This window comes from Candidatus Rhodobacter oscarellae (assembly GCF_001078595.1).
GTDB classification, from domain to species: domain Bacteria; phylum Pseudomonadota; class Alphaproteobacteria; order Rhodobacterales; family Rhodobacteraceae; genus Rhodobacter_B; species Rhodobacter_B oscarellae.
Window position 1 is genome coordinate 13,031 of the sequence record NZ_LFTY01000001.1, and the last position, 14,404, is coordinate 27,434.

15 protein-coding genes and 2 pseudogenes are annotated in these 14,404 nt (G+C 35.6%); 10 read left to right on the forward strand and 7 right to left on the reverse strand.

The genetic code is table 11. The features are described 5' to 3' along the window. Positions 1-148: 148 nt before the first annotated feature. Complete coding sequence (gene pckA / locus AIOL_RS00070; protein ID WP_082152331.1) at positions 149-1,753, reverse strand: phosphoenolpyruvate carboxykinase (ATP); 1,605 nt, start codon at positions 1,751-1,753, stop codon at positions 149-151. Positions 1,754-1,891: 138 nt separating this feature from the next. Between pckA and AIOL_RS00075 the strand changes: the two genes are divergently transcribed. Both AIOL_RS00075 and AIOL_RS24070 read left to right on the forward strand, forming a co-directional pair. After that, entirely contained in the window at positions 1,892-2,296 is a 405-nt protein-coding gene (locus AIOL_RS00075) for a 50S ribosomal protein L32e (protein ID WP_049641022.1), read from the forward strand. Continuing rightward, positions 2,274-2,735, forward strand: a complete 462-nt coding sequence (locus tag AIOL_RS24070; RefSeq protein WP_200898706.1) for a 50S ribosomal protein L19e — start codon at positions 2,274-2,276, stop codon at positions 2,733-2,735. The genes AIOL_RS00075 and AIOL_RS24070 overlap by 23 nt, the downstream gene beginning before the upstream one ends. Here AIOL_RS24070 and AIOL_RS00080 read toward each other — a convergent pair. Beyond that, positions 2,732-3,031, reverse strand: coding sequence for a methylated-DNA--[protein]-cysteine S-methyltransferase (locus AIOL_RS00080; RefSeq protein ID WP_049641023.1), 300 nt, complete (start codon positions 3,029-3,031; stop codon positions 2,732-2,734). The two genes, AIOL_RS24070 and AIOL_RS00080, sit on opposite strands and share 4 nt — an antisense overlap. Continuing rightward, entirely contained in the window at positions 3,028-3,804 is a 777-nt protein-coding gene (locus tag AIOL_RS00085) for a D-aminoacyl-tRNA deacylase (protein ID WP_049641024.1), read from the reverse strand. The genes AIOL_RS00080 and AIOL_RS00085 overlap by 4 nt, the downstream gene beginning before the upstream one ends. Positions 3,805-3,843: 39 nt before the next feature. Between AIOL_RS00085 and AIOL_RS26265 the strand changes: the two genes are divergently transcribed. From AIOL_RS26265 to AIOL_RS00100, 3 genes are read left to right on the forward strand one after another with little or no spacing between them, the layout of a single operon-like run. Further along, a complete protein-coding gene (locus tag AIOL_RS26265; RefSeq protein WP_049641025.1) occupies positions 3,844-4,017 on the forward strand; it encodes a protein translocase SEC61 complex subunit gamma in 174 nt (57 codons plus the stop codon). A 2-nt stretch (positions 4,018-4,019) separates the two neighbouring features. Then, positions 4,020-4,478: a transcription elongation factor Spt5 gene (locus AIOL_RS00095; RefSeq protein ID WP_049641026.1), complete on the forward strand. Its 459-nt coding sequence runs from the start codon at positions 4,020-4,022 to the stop codon at positions 4,476-4,478. Between the two features lie 34 nt (positions 4,479-4,512). Continuing rightward, entirely contained in the window at positions 4,513-4,992 is a 480-nt protein-coding gene (locus AIOL_RS00100; protein ID WP_049641027.1) for a 50S ribosomal protein L11, read from the forward strand. On the opposite strand, the gene AIOL_RS26270 is transcribed toward AIOL_RS00100, so the two are convergent. Together AIOL_RS26270 and AIOL_RS26275 are read right to left on the reverse strand one after the other, a co-directional pair. Continuing rightward, positions 4,993-5,253: an Lrp/AsnC family transcriptional regulator gene (locus AIOL_RS26270; RefSeq protein WP_369094743.1), complete on the reverse strand. Its 261-nt coding sequence runs from the start codon at positions 5,251-5,253 to the stop codon at positions 4,993-4,995. It lies immediately after the preceding gene. Between the two features lie 45 nt (positions 5,254-5,298). Next, positions 5,299-5,517 (reverse strand): annotated as a pseudogene (locus tag AIOL_RS26275) (Lrp/AsnC family transcriptional regulator); the annotation flags it as partial. A 189-nt stretch (positions 5,518-5,706) separates the two neighbouring features. Here AIOL_RS26275 and AIOL_RS24075 point away from each other — a divergent pair. Both AIOL_RS24075 and AIOL_RS24080 read left to right on the forward strand, forming a co-directional pair. Continuing rightward, a complete protein-coding gene (locus AIOL_RS24075; RefSeq protein WP_082152333.1) occupies positions 5,707-6,369 on the forward strand; it encodes a 50S ribosomal protein L1 in 663 nt (220 codons plus the stop codon). Then, positions 6,362-7,228 (forward strand): 50S ribosomal protein L10, encoded by an 867-nt coding sequence (locus tag AIOL_RS24080; RefSeq protein WP_082152334.1) that lies wholly within the window; start codon positions 6,362-6,364, stop codon positions 7,226-7,228. The genes AIOL_RS24075 and AIOL_RS24080 overlap by 8 nt, the downstream gene beginning before the upstream one ends. A gap of 342 nt (positions 7,229-7,570) precedes the next feature. Here AIOL_RS24080 and rpl12p read toward each other — a convergent pair whose 3' ends face one another. Together rpl12p and AIOL_RS24090 are read right to left on the reverse strand one after the other, a co-directional pair. Then, positions 7,571-7,873 carry a 50S ribosomal protein P1 gene (rpl12p, locus tag AIOL_RS24085; RefSeq protein WP_082152335.1) on the reverse strand — a complete coding sequence of 101 codons (303 nt, stop codon included), beginning with the start codon at positions 7,871-7,873 and terminating at the stop codon, positions 7,571-7,573. Between the two features lie 65 nt (positions 7,874-7,938). Next, positions 7,939-8,448: a hypothetical protein gene (locus AIOL_RS24090; protein WP_082152336.1), complete on the reverse strand. Its 510-nt coding sequence runs from the start codon at positions 8,446-8,448 to the stop codon at positions 7,939-7,941. Positions 8,449-8,668: 220 nt separating this feature from the next. On the opposite strand from AIOL_RS24090, the gene AIOL_RS26280 reads away from it, so the two are divergent. The 3 genes and pseudogenes from AIOL_RS26280 to leuS form a co-directional block, all read left to right on the forward strand. Continuing rightward, on the forward strand, positions 8,669-9,500 hold an 832-nt coding region (locus tag AIOL_RS26280), incomplete at its 3' end, for an alanine--tRNA ligase-related protein (RefSeq protein WP_369094742.1). A gap of 1 nt (position 9,501) precedes the next feature. Then, positions 9,502-11,338, forward strand: a pseudogene (locus AIOL_RS26285) (alanine--tRNA ligase-related protein); the annotation flags it as partial. 4 nt (positions 11,339-11,342) lie between these two features. After that, positions 11,343-14,207, forward strand: coding sequence for a leucine--tRNA ligase (gene leuS / locus AIOL_RS24100; RefSeq protein ID WP_082152337.1), 2,865 nt, complete (start codon positions 11,343-11,345; stop codon positions 14,205-14,207). Positions 14,208-14,404 lie beyond the last annotated feature (197 nt).

The following is a 14,404-nucleotide window of genomic DNA, read 5'->3' on the forward strand; positions in this document are numbered from 1 at the left end:
TTTGGCATCTATCACGTAATTGAAGTTAATTCAATTCCAGAAAATTACATTAAAGAAAATAGCATACCAGTTCCAGAAAAACAAATAGCTATAATTGCAATCATATTAATTGTAATAGCAGTATTCGGTTTAATTAAAAGAAGACAGACTAACTAGAGATTTTAGGGCCTGCCTCAACTATATCAGATGAGACATTCTCAAATTTTTTAAAGTTTTCAACAAACATTTGTGCCAATTTTTTTGCTGAAAGGTCATACGAATCTTTGTCATTCCAAGTATTTTTAGGATCTAAAATTTCTGAAGGTACCCCTTCTAATTCAGTCGGAACATCCAAGTTCAACAAATCATCATGCCTGTATTTGACTATACCAAGTGCTCCTGAAATAGCAGCTGTAACCATTGCTCTACTATACTTAATCTTAATTCGGGTTCCAACTCCATATGGACCTCCAGACCAGCCAGTGTTAACAAGATAAACTACAGTGTTGTGTTCATTGATTTTTTCTCCAAGCAGATTTGCATAAACTGAAGCAGGTCTTGGCATAAATGGAGCACCAAAACATTGGGAAAATACGGACTTTGGTTCTTTGATTCCTCTTTCAGTTCCTGCCAATTTACTGGTATATCCAGACATGAAATGATACATTGCTCCTTTTTTTGTAAGCCTAGAAACAGGGGGCAATATTCCCATCGCATCAGCAGTCAAAAATATGATTACCTTAGGATTTCCACCAACACTAGGAATTACTGCTCCAGGAATGAAGTCCAAAGGATACCCAACTCGCGTATTTTCAGTTAATGAGTTATCATCATAATCTGGAACATTGTCATTCAACACAACATTTTCTAAAAGAGCACCTGGTCTAATGGCGTTCCAAATTTCAGGTTCTGCTTCCTGACTTAGATTAATGCATTTTGCATAACATCCACCTTCAAAATTGAACGTTCCCTTATCAGACCAACCATGCTCATCATCACCAATTAGTTTTCTGTTAGGATCTGCTGATAGAGTTGTTTTTCCAGTACCAGATAGTCCAAAGAACAGGGCAGTATCACCTTTTTCACCTATATTTGCAGAACAATGCATTGGGAAAATACCACGATCAGGTAACAAGAAATTCATTATACCAAACATTGACTTTTTCATTTCTCCAGCATACTCAGTTCCTCCAATCAATACAATTTTTCTCGTTAAGTCAATTAGAATAAAGACATCGGTTCTCGTCCCATCAATTTCCGGAACTGCTGTAAAGTCATTAATACACAATATAGTAAACTCGGGATTGTGATTTTCTAATTCTTCAGTTGTAGGTCGAATGAATAGATTACTTGAAAACATATTTTGCCAAACATGATCATTAATCACCCTAATAGGTAAACGAGTTTCAGGATCAGCACCTACAAATCCATCAAAGACAAAAAGTTCTTTGTTGTCAACAAAATTTTTCATTTTTTCAAATAATTTTTCAAATTTTCCAGTTGGGAACTGATGGTTGATCTTACCCCAATCAATTGTATCATGTGTTTTATCATCGTATACAATGAATCGATCATCAGGAGATCTACCAGTATATTTTCCAGTGTTAACTGAAAGAGAACCAGTTGAATTCACCACGCCCTCTTTTCTTTCAACTGCAAGGGATACCATTTCGTCTACTCCCAAATTTCTGTGAACCTTGGAAGGTTTAACACCGAACGAATTTAATTGTGATAAGAACTGTTCTGTGGCGGCATTGCCTAATAATTCAGTCAAAAGATAATACCTCTAGATACGATTCTAGTAACAAACAATTTCACAAATTTGTGATTTGAATTTCCTTATTATATTTTCTGATCCAAAAGATTTTCTTGTCTAGGAACGTATTTATTCTAAAATTTGAGAGTCAATCTGATGCCAATTAACAAAGAAAAGATTGCAAAGAGGCAAGAAGTTAAAGAACATAATCCAGAATTCATCAGACCAGAAAGTTGGCGTTATGTCAGACTTCAAACAAATTGGAGAAAACCAAAAGGTATTGATCATCATCAACGTAAACAAAAGAGCAGAGGTCGCCCAGGTCTTGTCAAAGTAGGATATGGCGGACCAAAGAATGCAAGAGGATTGCACCCTTCAGGATATACAGATAACCTAGTTTACAATTTAACAGATTTGGAGCAATTAGATCCTAAAAAGGACGGAGTTAGATTTGGACACAGTGTTGGAACCAGAAAGAGAAAAGAGATCATCATTAAAGCAATAGAGAGTAAATTCAAAATTTTTAATGCGAGAGTGAGTGCAAGTGGTAGTAAATCTTAAGGCTAAAAAAAGACTCGCAGCCAGAGTCACTGGTGTCGGAGTTCATAGGATAAGATTTGATACTGATCATTTAGATGATGTTGCTGATGCTATCACAAGAGCAAATATTCGAAGTCTCATCACAGCCAATACAATCAAAATCAAATCGTTCACTGGTACATCAAGAGGTAGAGCACATGAAAAGAAGGCTCAGAAAAATAAGAGAGGTACAACTCAAGGATCAAAGCAAGGAAGAAAAGGTGCCAGAGTAGGTAAAAAAACAGTATACGTTGCAAAAGTTCGTGCATTGAGACGGTTACTAAAGATAGCAAAAGATAGAAAAGATTTGACTAATCCTGAATTTTGGATCCTCTACAAAAAAGTTGGCGGAAATACAGTAAGAAACAAAGCTCATCTTAGAACTTTGATGGATGACATCAGAGATAAGAGAAAAGATTAGAACCGATGAATAATATTTTCTAAGTCCAAAATCTTTCCATTTTTGATTTCTACACCCTCATTGTTTAACATCTTGGTTTTGACGTGCTCTCCATACGCATAACCACCAATTTTGCCCGTAGACATTACAACTCTGTGACAAGGAATAATGACAGGATATGGATTCTTGTTCAGGATTTTACCAACAGCTCTTTGTCCGTTTTTTAAGCCAACAGCTTTTGCCAATTCTCCATAAGTCGTGATTTGACCTTTTGGAACTTGTAATAATTTTTTGTAAATTCTTTGTTGAATATTCAAAGTTTGATCACATCAAGATCTGTTGATTTAAGTAAATTTAGTACTTTATCTTTATTAGATCCCAATCCTTTCCAATCCAAAAGGACAGTTTTTGCCATATTATTTTGTGTAAGAATATGAGAAAACAATTCCTCATCAAGAAAATCCAAAGTATGTTTCGGCATTACGGTTCCAAGGGAATATTTTCCTTCCAATAGCTCATAAGTAAATTTTGTAGGATAGTGAGTTCCACCAAAACAAATTGCCACAGGATGTTTTTTGATTGGTTGAGACAGTACCTGATGGACCAATGTAGCCACAGAATTACACAATGATACATCAGTCCATTGCTTTTCAGTAGTACCAATTTCGATAAATATCGAGGGTTTGGTTAGTGCAGTAGGCCCATGATGAGTTGCCTCAATTGTTATTTGAAATTCTGAGAATTGGGATTGATTTTTCTTCAGAGTTTGAAGATATGTTTTTTGCAGATCAGGCTTAGGAATTGCAATTTGCCTACTATTTCCTCCAAATTTTGCATCGGAAAAATTCCCAGTGCTATGACAAGTTAAAGCTAAAACGCCAGACTCTGCTGCATGTTTTGAAAGAAAAACAAATCCATCATAATCATATTTTTCCTCCAACCAATCAGCAAAAATGGTAGGAGTTGGAATAACAATTAGGTCGTAATATTTCCCACGAAAGATATTATCATCCAAAGTCATTTCTTTTGAAAGAAATTTTGCCATGTTATGACCTGCAGGATCATCTCGATATGCAATCAGTAGGTCCATGCGATAAGAGATATAAGGACACCTTATTAATTTCCAGCAATGAACCCTAGGCAGACTTTGAAAAATATGGCCAACACAATGAAAATGGCCAAAAAGCCAGACAAAGAAGAGTATCAACAGCATCTCAGACTAGTATTATTAGGAATAGCTGGAGTTGGGGCTATCGGTTTTACCATTCAGTTTGTCTTCTCCGTAATTACGTTTGGTAGATAAAATTGTCAGAAGAGATAAAATCACACTTATTTGCAATTAGAACTACAGGAGGACAAGAAAAGGTCGTAATGCGATTATTAGAAGCAAAAGCTAACGCTAATCAAATTAACATTCAATCGGTTTTGCTGGTAGACAATCTTAAAGGGTATGTTGTCATTGAAGCAATCAATCCTAGTGATGCTTACATGGCGGTTGAAGGAGTCAGACATATTCGCGGTCAACTAAGAGGAGAATTGGAATTCAAGGATATCGAAGGTTACCTTATCAAAAAATCAACAGTTTCGCAATTAACAGTAGATAACATAGTGGAAATTACAGGAGGTCCATTTAAGGGAATGAAAGCAACAATTACCAGAATAGATGTAGACAAAGAAGAAGCAACGGTGGTTTTGTTAGATGCATCATACCAATTACCAGTAACAGTTGACGCAAACTACCTAAAGATCTCAAGTGAGGCTTAGGAAGGATTAAATTTTCATATTGATTTGATTTAACATGGGAGAACAAAAAGTATCATCACTTGTAACTGGCGGAGGAGCATCAGCAGGTCCACCACTAGGTCCAGCATTAGGTCCTTTGGGTGTTAACATTATGGAAGTCATCAAGGCAATCAACGACAAGACTAAAGATTTCGAAGGAATGAAAGTTCCCGTTACTGTAATTGTCGACACAGACACTAAAAAATATGAAATTGAAATTGGAATTCCTTCTGCTGCAGCACTGATTATGAAAGAAGCAGGAATTCAAAAAGGTTCAGGAACATCAGGAACTGAATGGGTAGGAGATGTAACTATAGACTCCATCATAAAGGTGGCAAATACTAAACTTGAAAAATCCTATGCTTCATCGTTAAAGTCAGTTGCAAAGACAATCATTGGCACATGTGTAGCATTGGGAGTCAAGGTAGAAGGAAAGACTCCAAAAGAAATCACTGCCGAAATAAATGAGGGTAAGTGGGATGAAAAACTCCAATAATTACTGAGTCAGATAAACAGGATTTTTATTGGTTTTTTGTAGTTCTACAAAGGTTTCAGTATTTTGAATGCCTTCTACTTTACCAATTTTTTCAATCACCACAGAATGAAGAGCCTCAAGATTTTTTGCATAAACTTGAATCATTATGTCAAACCTACCAGTAATTTCTGAGATAGAGACAACTTCAGACGTATTCATGAATTCCTTGTGTATAGAATCTTTAAACTTTGGATCTCTATTTATTCCGACTGAAGCTTTCACACCTATCCCCAACAAGGATTCATCTATTTCTATAGTGAATTTTTNCATAACTGCCGTCGGCGCGGGATGCAGCATCCGACATTTTGGGCTCACACCTATCCCCAACAAGGATTCATCTATTTCTATAGTGAATTTTTTTATGAGTTTTTTTTTCATTAATCTCTTGATTCTACTATACAGTACAGAAGCATTAATTCCAAGTTTTTTAGACAATGTGGGAACAGAGATAGAACCATCAGCGGTTAACTCATAAAGCAATTTCATATCTAAATCATCAAATCGGTGCAACGTATTAGAAAAATATGGTTATCATTTAATATATTTAAGTTTTGGGCAACATTCCATTTAGAATTACAAATATTTTGATAAAAAATGTAATTTTTTAAAATAAATGAATATTAAAAACTTCAACCTCTAAACGATTTTAAGTAGGCTTTCTTCAAACTGGTTGTAATGATTACAGATGCGCAGCTTGCAGAAATGATTAAACAAGTAAAAACTACAACAAAAGAAAGAAAATTCAAACAATCAATAGAGTTAATCATTAATTTCAAAGATATTGATGTAAAGAAAGGTTTTGCACTAAATGAAATTGTACAATTACCAAAAACAAGTTCCCCTGCAACAGTATGTGTCATTGCTACAGGAGACATGAGTCAAAAAGCGAAAGAGGCAAATGCCGATTCTGTAATTGGAACAGAGGAACTAGACAAGTTTGCAACTAACAAGAGAGAATCACGAAAATTCATAAACAAATATGACTTTTTCTTGGCAGACACAAAAGTCATGCCTTTGGTAGGAAAAACTCTGGGTCAGCTTTTAGGTCCAAGAGGAAAAATGCCAACTCCAGTTCCATTTGATGCACCTATTGAATCATTTTTAGCAAGATTCAGAACATCAATCAAAGTCAGAACAAGAGCATCTCTGTCAATTTCATGTAAGATTGGAGATGAATCTATGGAAGATTCAGATTTAGTAATTAATGCACACACAGTTCTTAGTGCGATTGAAAAGAAATTACCAAACGGTGAAAAAAACATTAAAAAAATCATGGTAAAAGCTACAATGAGTAAGCCAGTAAAACAAGTTCAGGAGATTAAGAAGAAATATGCATGAAAATAGAACATCTTATCCTAAAAGAAAAACTGAGATGTACCAGCAACTGCAGGAGCTTCCAAAAAAATACAAAGTTTTAGCAGTAATCAAAATGGACAAAGTTCGTTCTACACAAATTTTACCCCTGAGAAAAACACTGAAAGGAGATGTAGAGTTTTTCAGCATAAAAGATAAAGTTGCAAAAAGAGCATTTGACAATCTTGATGTACCAGGGGTCAAGGAGATTGCAGACAAGCTGAGAGGACAATGTATGTTCCTATTTACCAACATGTCACCATTCAAGCTAAACGTACTTCTTGCCAAAAATAAAATCATGATGGCGGCAAGAGGAGGAGATATTGCAAGTATAGATATCACAGTTCCTGAAAAAAATACAGGAATTGCACCTGGACCAATGCTTACAGAATTTAAAGAAGCTGGAATTCCAACCAAAATTGATCAAGGAACGATTTGGATTGCAAAAGACACCACCCCAGTTCTAAAAGGTGAATCGATTAATGAAAAACTAGCATCAATTTTAGGTAAATTAGACATCAAACCAGTAGAGGCAGGAATTTCACTATATTCAGCATTGGAAGAAGGATCTGTATATGCTGAAGAAGAAATGATTATTGATGTTGAGAAAATTAGGGAGCAATTTGGCCAAGCACACCAAGAAGCAGTGTCATTATCTATTGAGGCAGCATACGTTACTGCAGATAACATTTCACAAATTCTAAGCAAGGCAGCTCAGTCTGCACGTTCCGTGTCTGTTGAATCAGGATTTATGACAGATGACACAAAAGAACAGATATTGCAAAAAGCAGATGCCCAAGCGAAGGCAGTAATTAGTCAAGCAAAAGATTACAAAGCTGCATAAGTTTTTTGTTATTAATCAAAAGTGGTATAACATATTATTCTAATTTATCACGTTGGATATATACGACATTGCAATTGTTCAAACAGTTTACACAACAATACCGATTAAAAGGATAATAGAAATTTGAAGTTCAATCAATTTGTATTAATATATTCATCTTTGAAAAAACTTTGAATTTCTTTGACAAAAATATTTCATCAAATACATTATTGGATACTGCAAATCAACCAAATATTATTAAAGTAAAACTTGAATCTACAAAAAAAATACGAAGCAGAACAGCGATCTACAAGATTAATAGTATCAACAAAAATAAGAATCAAAAATTGATTAAAAAAATTTCTAACCAAACAGAGAAGACAGTCCTTCCATGGCTGCTTCTTCATTCTTAGGTTCTTCTTTCTTTTCCTCTTTCTTCTCTTCACCACCTGCTGCTGCATCTGCTGGTGCGGCTGCTGCTGCAACTGCTACAGGTGCGGCTTTAACTGCCTCATCGATATTAACATCGGCTAAGGCTGCAACTAGAGACTTAACTTGGGCTTCATTAACTTCAGCACCAGATGCTTTAACAACTGAACTGAGATTTGCCTCGTTAACTTCTTTGTCTAGTTTGTGAAGAAGTAAAGCAGCGTAAACATATTCCATTATGTCGAGATTTCCTTAGGGCATAATATAAAACTATGGAGAAGTAACACCTAAAAAATTAAAATTTAGTTCAGGATTTTAAGACTTCTACAAACCGCATATAATGTTCGTTTCAAAGTGGGATCAGTCAAAGTATCCATTCTATTTTTTAAGACACGCTTTGCCTCATCTCTTTCAGAACCAGGAGGCAATGACAAAACAGTATTGATAAACTCTGGTAACGATTCTCTAATCCACCCATCAAGCATCGCATATATTTTTGGAGGAAGAATATCACATTTATCAACATCAAGATCTATGACTTCTGCAAAATTTTCATGTTCAACCCTGTACACCAAGGCCAACACTACATTATCAGGAGTAGGATGAAGTAGAATTTCTTGTGAACGCTCCCCAGTTTTTCCTTGTGCAATTTTATTTTTCAAACCTACAGGATTTACAATGACTCCGTTGATTCCCACTTTCCTACCATCGACTCCAGTAACGATACCAAAAATAAAGTCATTGAAGTCACCATTCTTTTTGAGAGAGAAAACAGGAGTCCCTTCTTTTAAAGAGGGTTTTTGTCCAAACATGAATAAACTGCATAAGGGATTGTATTTAATGTATCATTATTCATACTTGTTCAAGACAATATCAAAAATATCACATACCACATTCATCTTTGGAGTAAATCGAACTATCTTTGTTGTGATGCTTTGTTTCAGAATCACAATAAAATAAGTAAAAAGAATAGAACCTAAACAGATATCATTAATCGACAATTCTTAATATTGGACTAGAGCAGCCTCATCGTTGAATAAAAAAGAGATTCTAAAAGAATTTTCATCAGATCCTGATAAATACTATAATGTCAAATTGTTCCAAGAGCAAGGATTTGTCAGAAAAGCTTGTACAAAATGTGGAAGGTTCTTTTGGACTCTGAATGCGGGGAGAAATCTATGTCCTGATGATGGAGATGACACATACTCATTCATAGGTGAACCACCAACAACTAAGAGATTTGATTATACACAAGCATGGAAACAAGTGGAAGAATTTTTTGTAAAAAATAATCACAAATCAGTAAGTAGATATCCAGTAGTTTGCAGATGGCGAGATGACTTGTATTTTACAATTGCATCAATTGTAGATTTTCAAAGAGTGATGGGTTCCAAGGTAGTTTTTGAATTCCCTGCCAATCCACTTGTAGTTCCACAAACCTGTTTGCGTTTCAAGGATTTAGAAAATGTGGGAGTTACAGGCAGACATTTTTCAAGCTTTTGCATGATTGGGCAACACAGTGTTCCAGACCTAGGAGGATACTGGAAAGATGAATGTGTAGATTTGGATTTCAGACTGTTGACAAATCAGTTTGGGATCAAAAAAGAAGAAGTTGTTTTTATGGAAGACGTTTGGGCCGGTGGAGGCTCTTTTGGCCCATCGCTTGAATATTTTGTCAGGGGATTGGAACTTGGAAATGCCGTATTTACCGAATTTCAAGGCGAACTAGGACAGCACACTACACTTGATCAACGAGTCATAGACATGGGAGCAGGATTGGAGAGATTTGCATGGATTACAACTGGAAAACCTACAGCATATGATTGCTGCTTTGGTCCTGTAAACCAAATATTATTTGAAAAGANTGGCATTGATTCAGATTCGGAAATCTTGAGAAAATACTTTACAGAAATTGCAAAAGAGATTGATCATTTTGATGATCTAAATGAGGTCAGACGTATTGCAGTAAAAAATGCAGAGATAACGGACGAACAACTAAACAAAATGATAAAACCACTAGAAGGAATGTATCTGATTGCAGATCATCTCAGAACATTGATTTTTGCAATCACCGATGGTGCTTTGCCAAGCAATGTAGGTGGAGGATACAACCTCAGGATGATGTTGCGAAGAATTAATGGAACGATTAATCGCCTAAATCTAAAATTGGATGTTGATGAATTAATTGATGCCCATGTAGATTATCTCAGAGACACATATCCAGAACTTGATGAGAAAAGAGACGACGTAAAGAAAATCCTGAAGTTGGAATCTGCAAGATATGAAGAATCCAAAGTTCATATGAAAAAAAAGGCAGAAAAGATTCGCGAGAAAGGAGTACCAACAGTTGATGAACTTATTACTCTGTACGAATCAGATGGCATTACCCCTGAATATCTCAAAGAAATCAACGCAATTTCAGAAATCCCATCATCATTTTATTCTAAACTATCTGATTTACACCAGTCTGAAAAGAAAAAAGCAATCACAGAACTTCCATTAGAAGAGTTATCTGAAACTGATACTCTATTTTATAAAGACGACCCAATGGAATTTGATGCCAAAGTAATCAAGGTCTTTGATGATCAAGTGGTACTAGATAGAACTTCATTTTACGCAAGAGGTGGAGGACAAGAACCAGACTATGGTAGCATAGCAGGATTCAAAGTAGTAAATGTGGACAAACATGCAAACATTATAGTTCACAAGCTAGAAGGCGGCGTTCCAAAAGAAGGAGAAACTGTTTCATGCAAAGTAGATGAGACTCGTCGTGCAAACATTACTAAAAACCATACCAGTACCCACATCATCAATGCAGCATCAAGAGGAGTGTTAGGTTCTTGGATTTGGCAACACTCCGCATTCAAAGACGATGATCACGCAAGATTAGACATTACTCACCATTCATCATTGACTGATGAGCAGGTAAAACAGATTGAAGAGGCATCTAATCAAATGATAAAAGAAAATTATCCAGTAAACATTGATTATTACAATAGAGGAGCTGCAGAACAAAAGTATGGATTTAGAATTTATCAGGGCGGAGTAGTTCCAGTAAAATCAGTTAGAATTGTATCAATTGAAGATAAAGACATTGAAGCATGTGGTGGAACACACGTAAAGAAAACGGGAGATATAGAACTGATTAAAATTACAAAAACAAAAAGAATTCAAGACGGAGTAATTCGTATAGAATTTGTCTCAGGACCAACCGCTTTTCAATATGTAAAACAGCAAGAAAAAGAATCTAAAAAACAAGCAGCCGATTATATTGCAAAAGAGAAACTAGATAAACAAAGAGAAGAGAATAAAGAAAGAGCAAGAGAGCAGATTCCCATACTACTGGAGAAAATAATTTTGGGAGAATCAGTAGAGTCAGATGGAATCAGTACAAAGGGGAAAATTTGTTTTACATCCAGTGAGAATTATGAGGATTATTTTTATCAAAACTTTGGAAAGAAACTCGTTGCAAAGGATAACGCTGCGGCATTTTGTGGAATTTTTGAGGCAGGTCAAACTATTCGAGTAATAGTGTTTGCAGGAGAGCATTCAGGTGTGAATTCAGGGGAAATTGCCAAGGAGATAGCCTCAATTTTGGGAGGTTCTGGTGGAGGTGACGCTAAGTTTGCTCAAGGCGGAGGAAAAGACACATCTAAAAAAGAGCAGGCAATAGCCAAAGCAAAATCAATGATTTTAGGATAATACTATGATAAACTGGAATGAGATAGAAACGAAATGGCGAAACAAGTGGACAGAATCCAAAGACTTTGAAACAAATCCAAACAATAAACCAAAAAAATTCATTACCGTTGCATATCCGTATCCCAATTCCCCGCAACATATAGGACATGGACGAACATACACGCTGGCTGATGTTCACGCAAGATTTTATCGAATGCAAGGGTACAATGTACTGTTCCCAATGGGATTCCATTATACGGGCACTCCAGTACTTGGAATGGCCAAAAGAATTGAGAAAGGAGAAAAAGAAATCCTTGACGGGTTGAGAAATGTATATCATGTTCCTGAAGAAGCGATCAAAACATTTGTAGAGCCAATAAAGATTGCAGATTATTTCCATGAAGAGATAAAATCAGGAATGATTGAGATGGGTTATTCAATTGATTGGAGACGAGAGTTCACCACGATAGTTCCAGGTTATCAAAAGTTTATCGAATGGCAGATTACAATTTTAAAAGAAAGGGGTAGAATCATTCAGGGCAGTCATCCGGTTGGATGGTGCCCCAAAGATCAAAATCCAGTATCGCAACACGATACAATGGGTGATGTGGAACCAAAAATTGATGAAAAGAATTTTTTGATTAAATTCAAGCTAGGTGAATTTATTTTCCCTGTAACAACACTACGACCTGAAACAATTTTTGGAATTACAAATTTGTGGGTCAATCCAAAAACAGTATACAAAAAAGTAGCAGTTGATAATGAAACGTGGATTATTTCTGAGGAATGTGCATACAAAATTGAATTCTTTGAAAAAGAGGTAAAAATTATCGGAGACATTCCAGGTAGTGAAATTATTGGAAAATTTGCAACAAACCATAATGGACAAGAGATTCCAATATTGCCTGCGGACTTTGTAGAGCCAGGCATGGGAACGGGTCTTGTAATGTCAGTTCCTGCACATGCACCAAAGGATTACCAAGCTTTGATGGATTTGAAGGCAAAAAATCACGAATTAGCCTCCAAAATCGAGCCTATACCCATCATAGTTACAGAAGGATATGGAGAAATTCCTGCAAAAAAGATTTGTGAAAAATTAGAAGTGTCAGACCAAACGGATTCCAAACTAGAAGAGGCTACAAAAGAATTGTACGTTAAAGAATTCACAGACGGAAAGCTGAATAAAAAATGCCTACAATTCAATAATGAAAAGGTGCAGTTTGGACGAGACAAAATAAGAGAATGGCTCCAAGATAATGGTACCCTAGAGAAATTCCCAGTCCTCGAAAATTCTCCCGTACATTGCAGATGTGGTGCTGAATGTGTTGTAAAAATATTGAACAACCAATGGTTTCTCAATTACGGGGATGAAGAATGGAAGGAACTTGCTCGCAATTGTTTTGATAAGATGAATATTCTACCTAGCAATATCAGAACAGAGTTCAAAGAAGTAATAGAATGGTTACACGAGCGAGCTTGTGCAAGACAACAAGGATTAGGAACTAAACTTCCATGGGATAAGGACTGGATTGTAGAGTCACTATCGGATTCTGTAATTTACATGGCATACTATACAATTTCACGATTTGTAAATGATGGAACTGTTTTGCCTGAGAATTTAACTCGAGAGTTTTTTGATTATGTTTTGCTTGATAACGGAGATATTGCACTAGCTGCTAGCACATCCAAACTTTCTGAGGATATCATCAATACAATGAAAAAGGAAGTCCAATACTTTTATCCAGTTGATTCAAGGCATTCAGGACGAGATTTGGTGCAGAATCATCTATCATTTTTTGTTCTCAATCATGTTGCAATATTTGAGAAAAAATTATGGCCACAAGAAATCGTAGTTAATGGAAGTGTACTGATGGATGGTGCTAAGATGAGTAAAAGTATGGGAAATATCATCCCATTACGAACTGCAATCAAAGACCATGGTGCAGATCCGATTCGGTTGGCAATAATATCATCAGCTGAATTGTTACAGGATGCTGATTTTAACATGGAATCAGTCTCAGGAATTCAGAGCAAGCTTGCATCTCTACTTGAGGAGTGCTCTAGGCTCAAAAATGAGCCTATTTTGGAGCTGTATGCTGAAGACAAGTGGATTTTGTCTAAAACTCAAATCTTGATTGGAGAAGTTACCGAAGCTGTTGAGAAGATGAGATTGCGGGAGGCCTTGCACGATATTTTATTTTCGTTTGAATCTGATTTGAGCTGGTATGCTAAAAGAGTAGAAGCAAAAGGACGAGGAAATGTTTCCGGAATTCTTTACAAGATTAATTCTGCACGAGTTGCAATGTTATCTCCATTTGCACCACACATAGCTGAAGAAATGTGGGAGAAACTTGGAAAAGAAACACCAGTATCAAAATCAGCTTGGCCTGAATATTCCAAAGAAGACGTAGATGTTTCTGCAATTCAATCAGAAGTGTTATTGAAATCAACTATAGATGATATTACAAACATTCTCAAAGTTACAAAAATTATTCCAAAAAAAATTGTTCTCTATGTAAATTCGGATGACACAAAATCGAAAATATATCATAAGATGTTGGAAATAATGGTAGGAGGTCAAAACAACATGGGAATTGTAATGAAGAAACTCATTGCAAATCCAGATACAATAGATGCCAAAAAGATGCCAGACTTTGTACAAAAAACAATCAAGGATTTGCATTCAGAGTCTGAAGAAATTAAATTAATGAAGCTTGAATCTGAAAGCTTTGATGAGAAAAAATTCTTATCATCTGAACTATCCAGCATTGGCAAAAAAGAATTCGGGGTTGACATTACAGTATATTCAGAGTCTGATAACGACATTTATGATCCCAAAGATAAAGCAAGACAGGCAAGACCTTTCAAGCCTGCAATATTGATTGAATAGTTTAAGATGAATCTAATCCAATATGATTCGATTTTATGCATTAAAAAAATTGATGCCTACCTTAGACATGGATTTTAGCATAAATAATTTTTAATGACATTAATTTTAAAATTCTTAATTCAGAATTAATATTATGTTAAAAACATAACCAATTTTTTATATTTAAGAATAAATTACATTTTATGTCTGAAATTGAT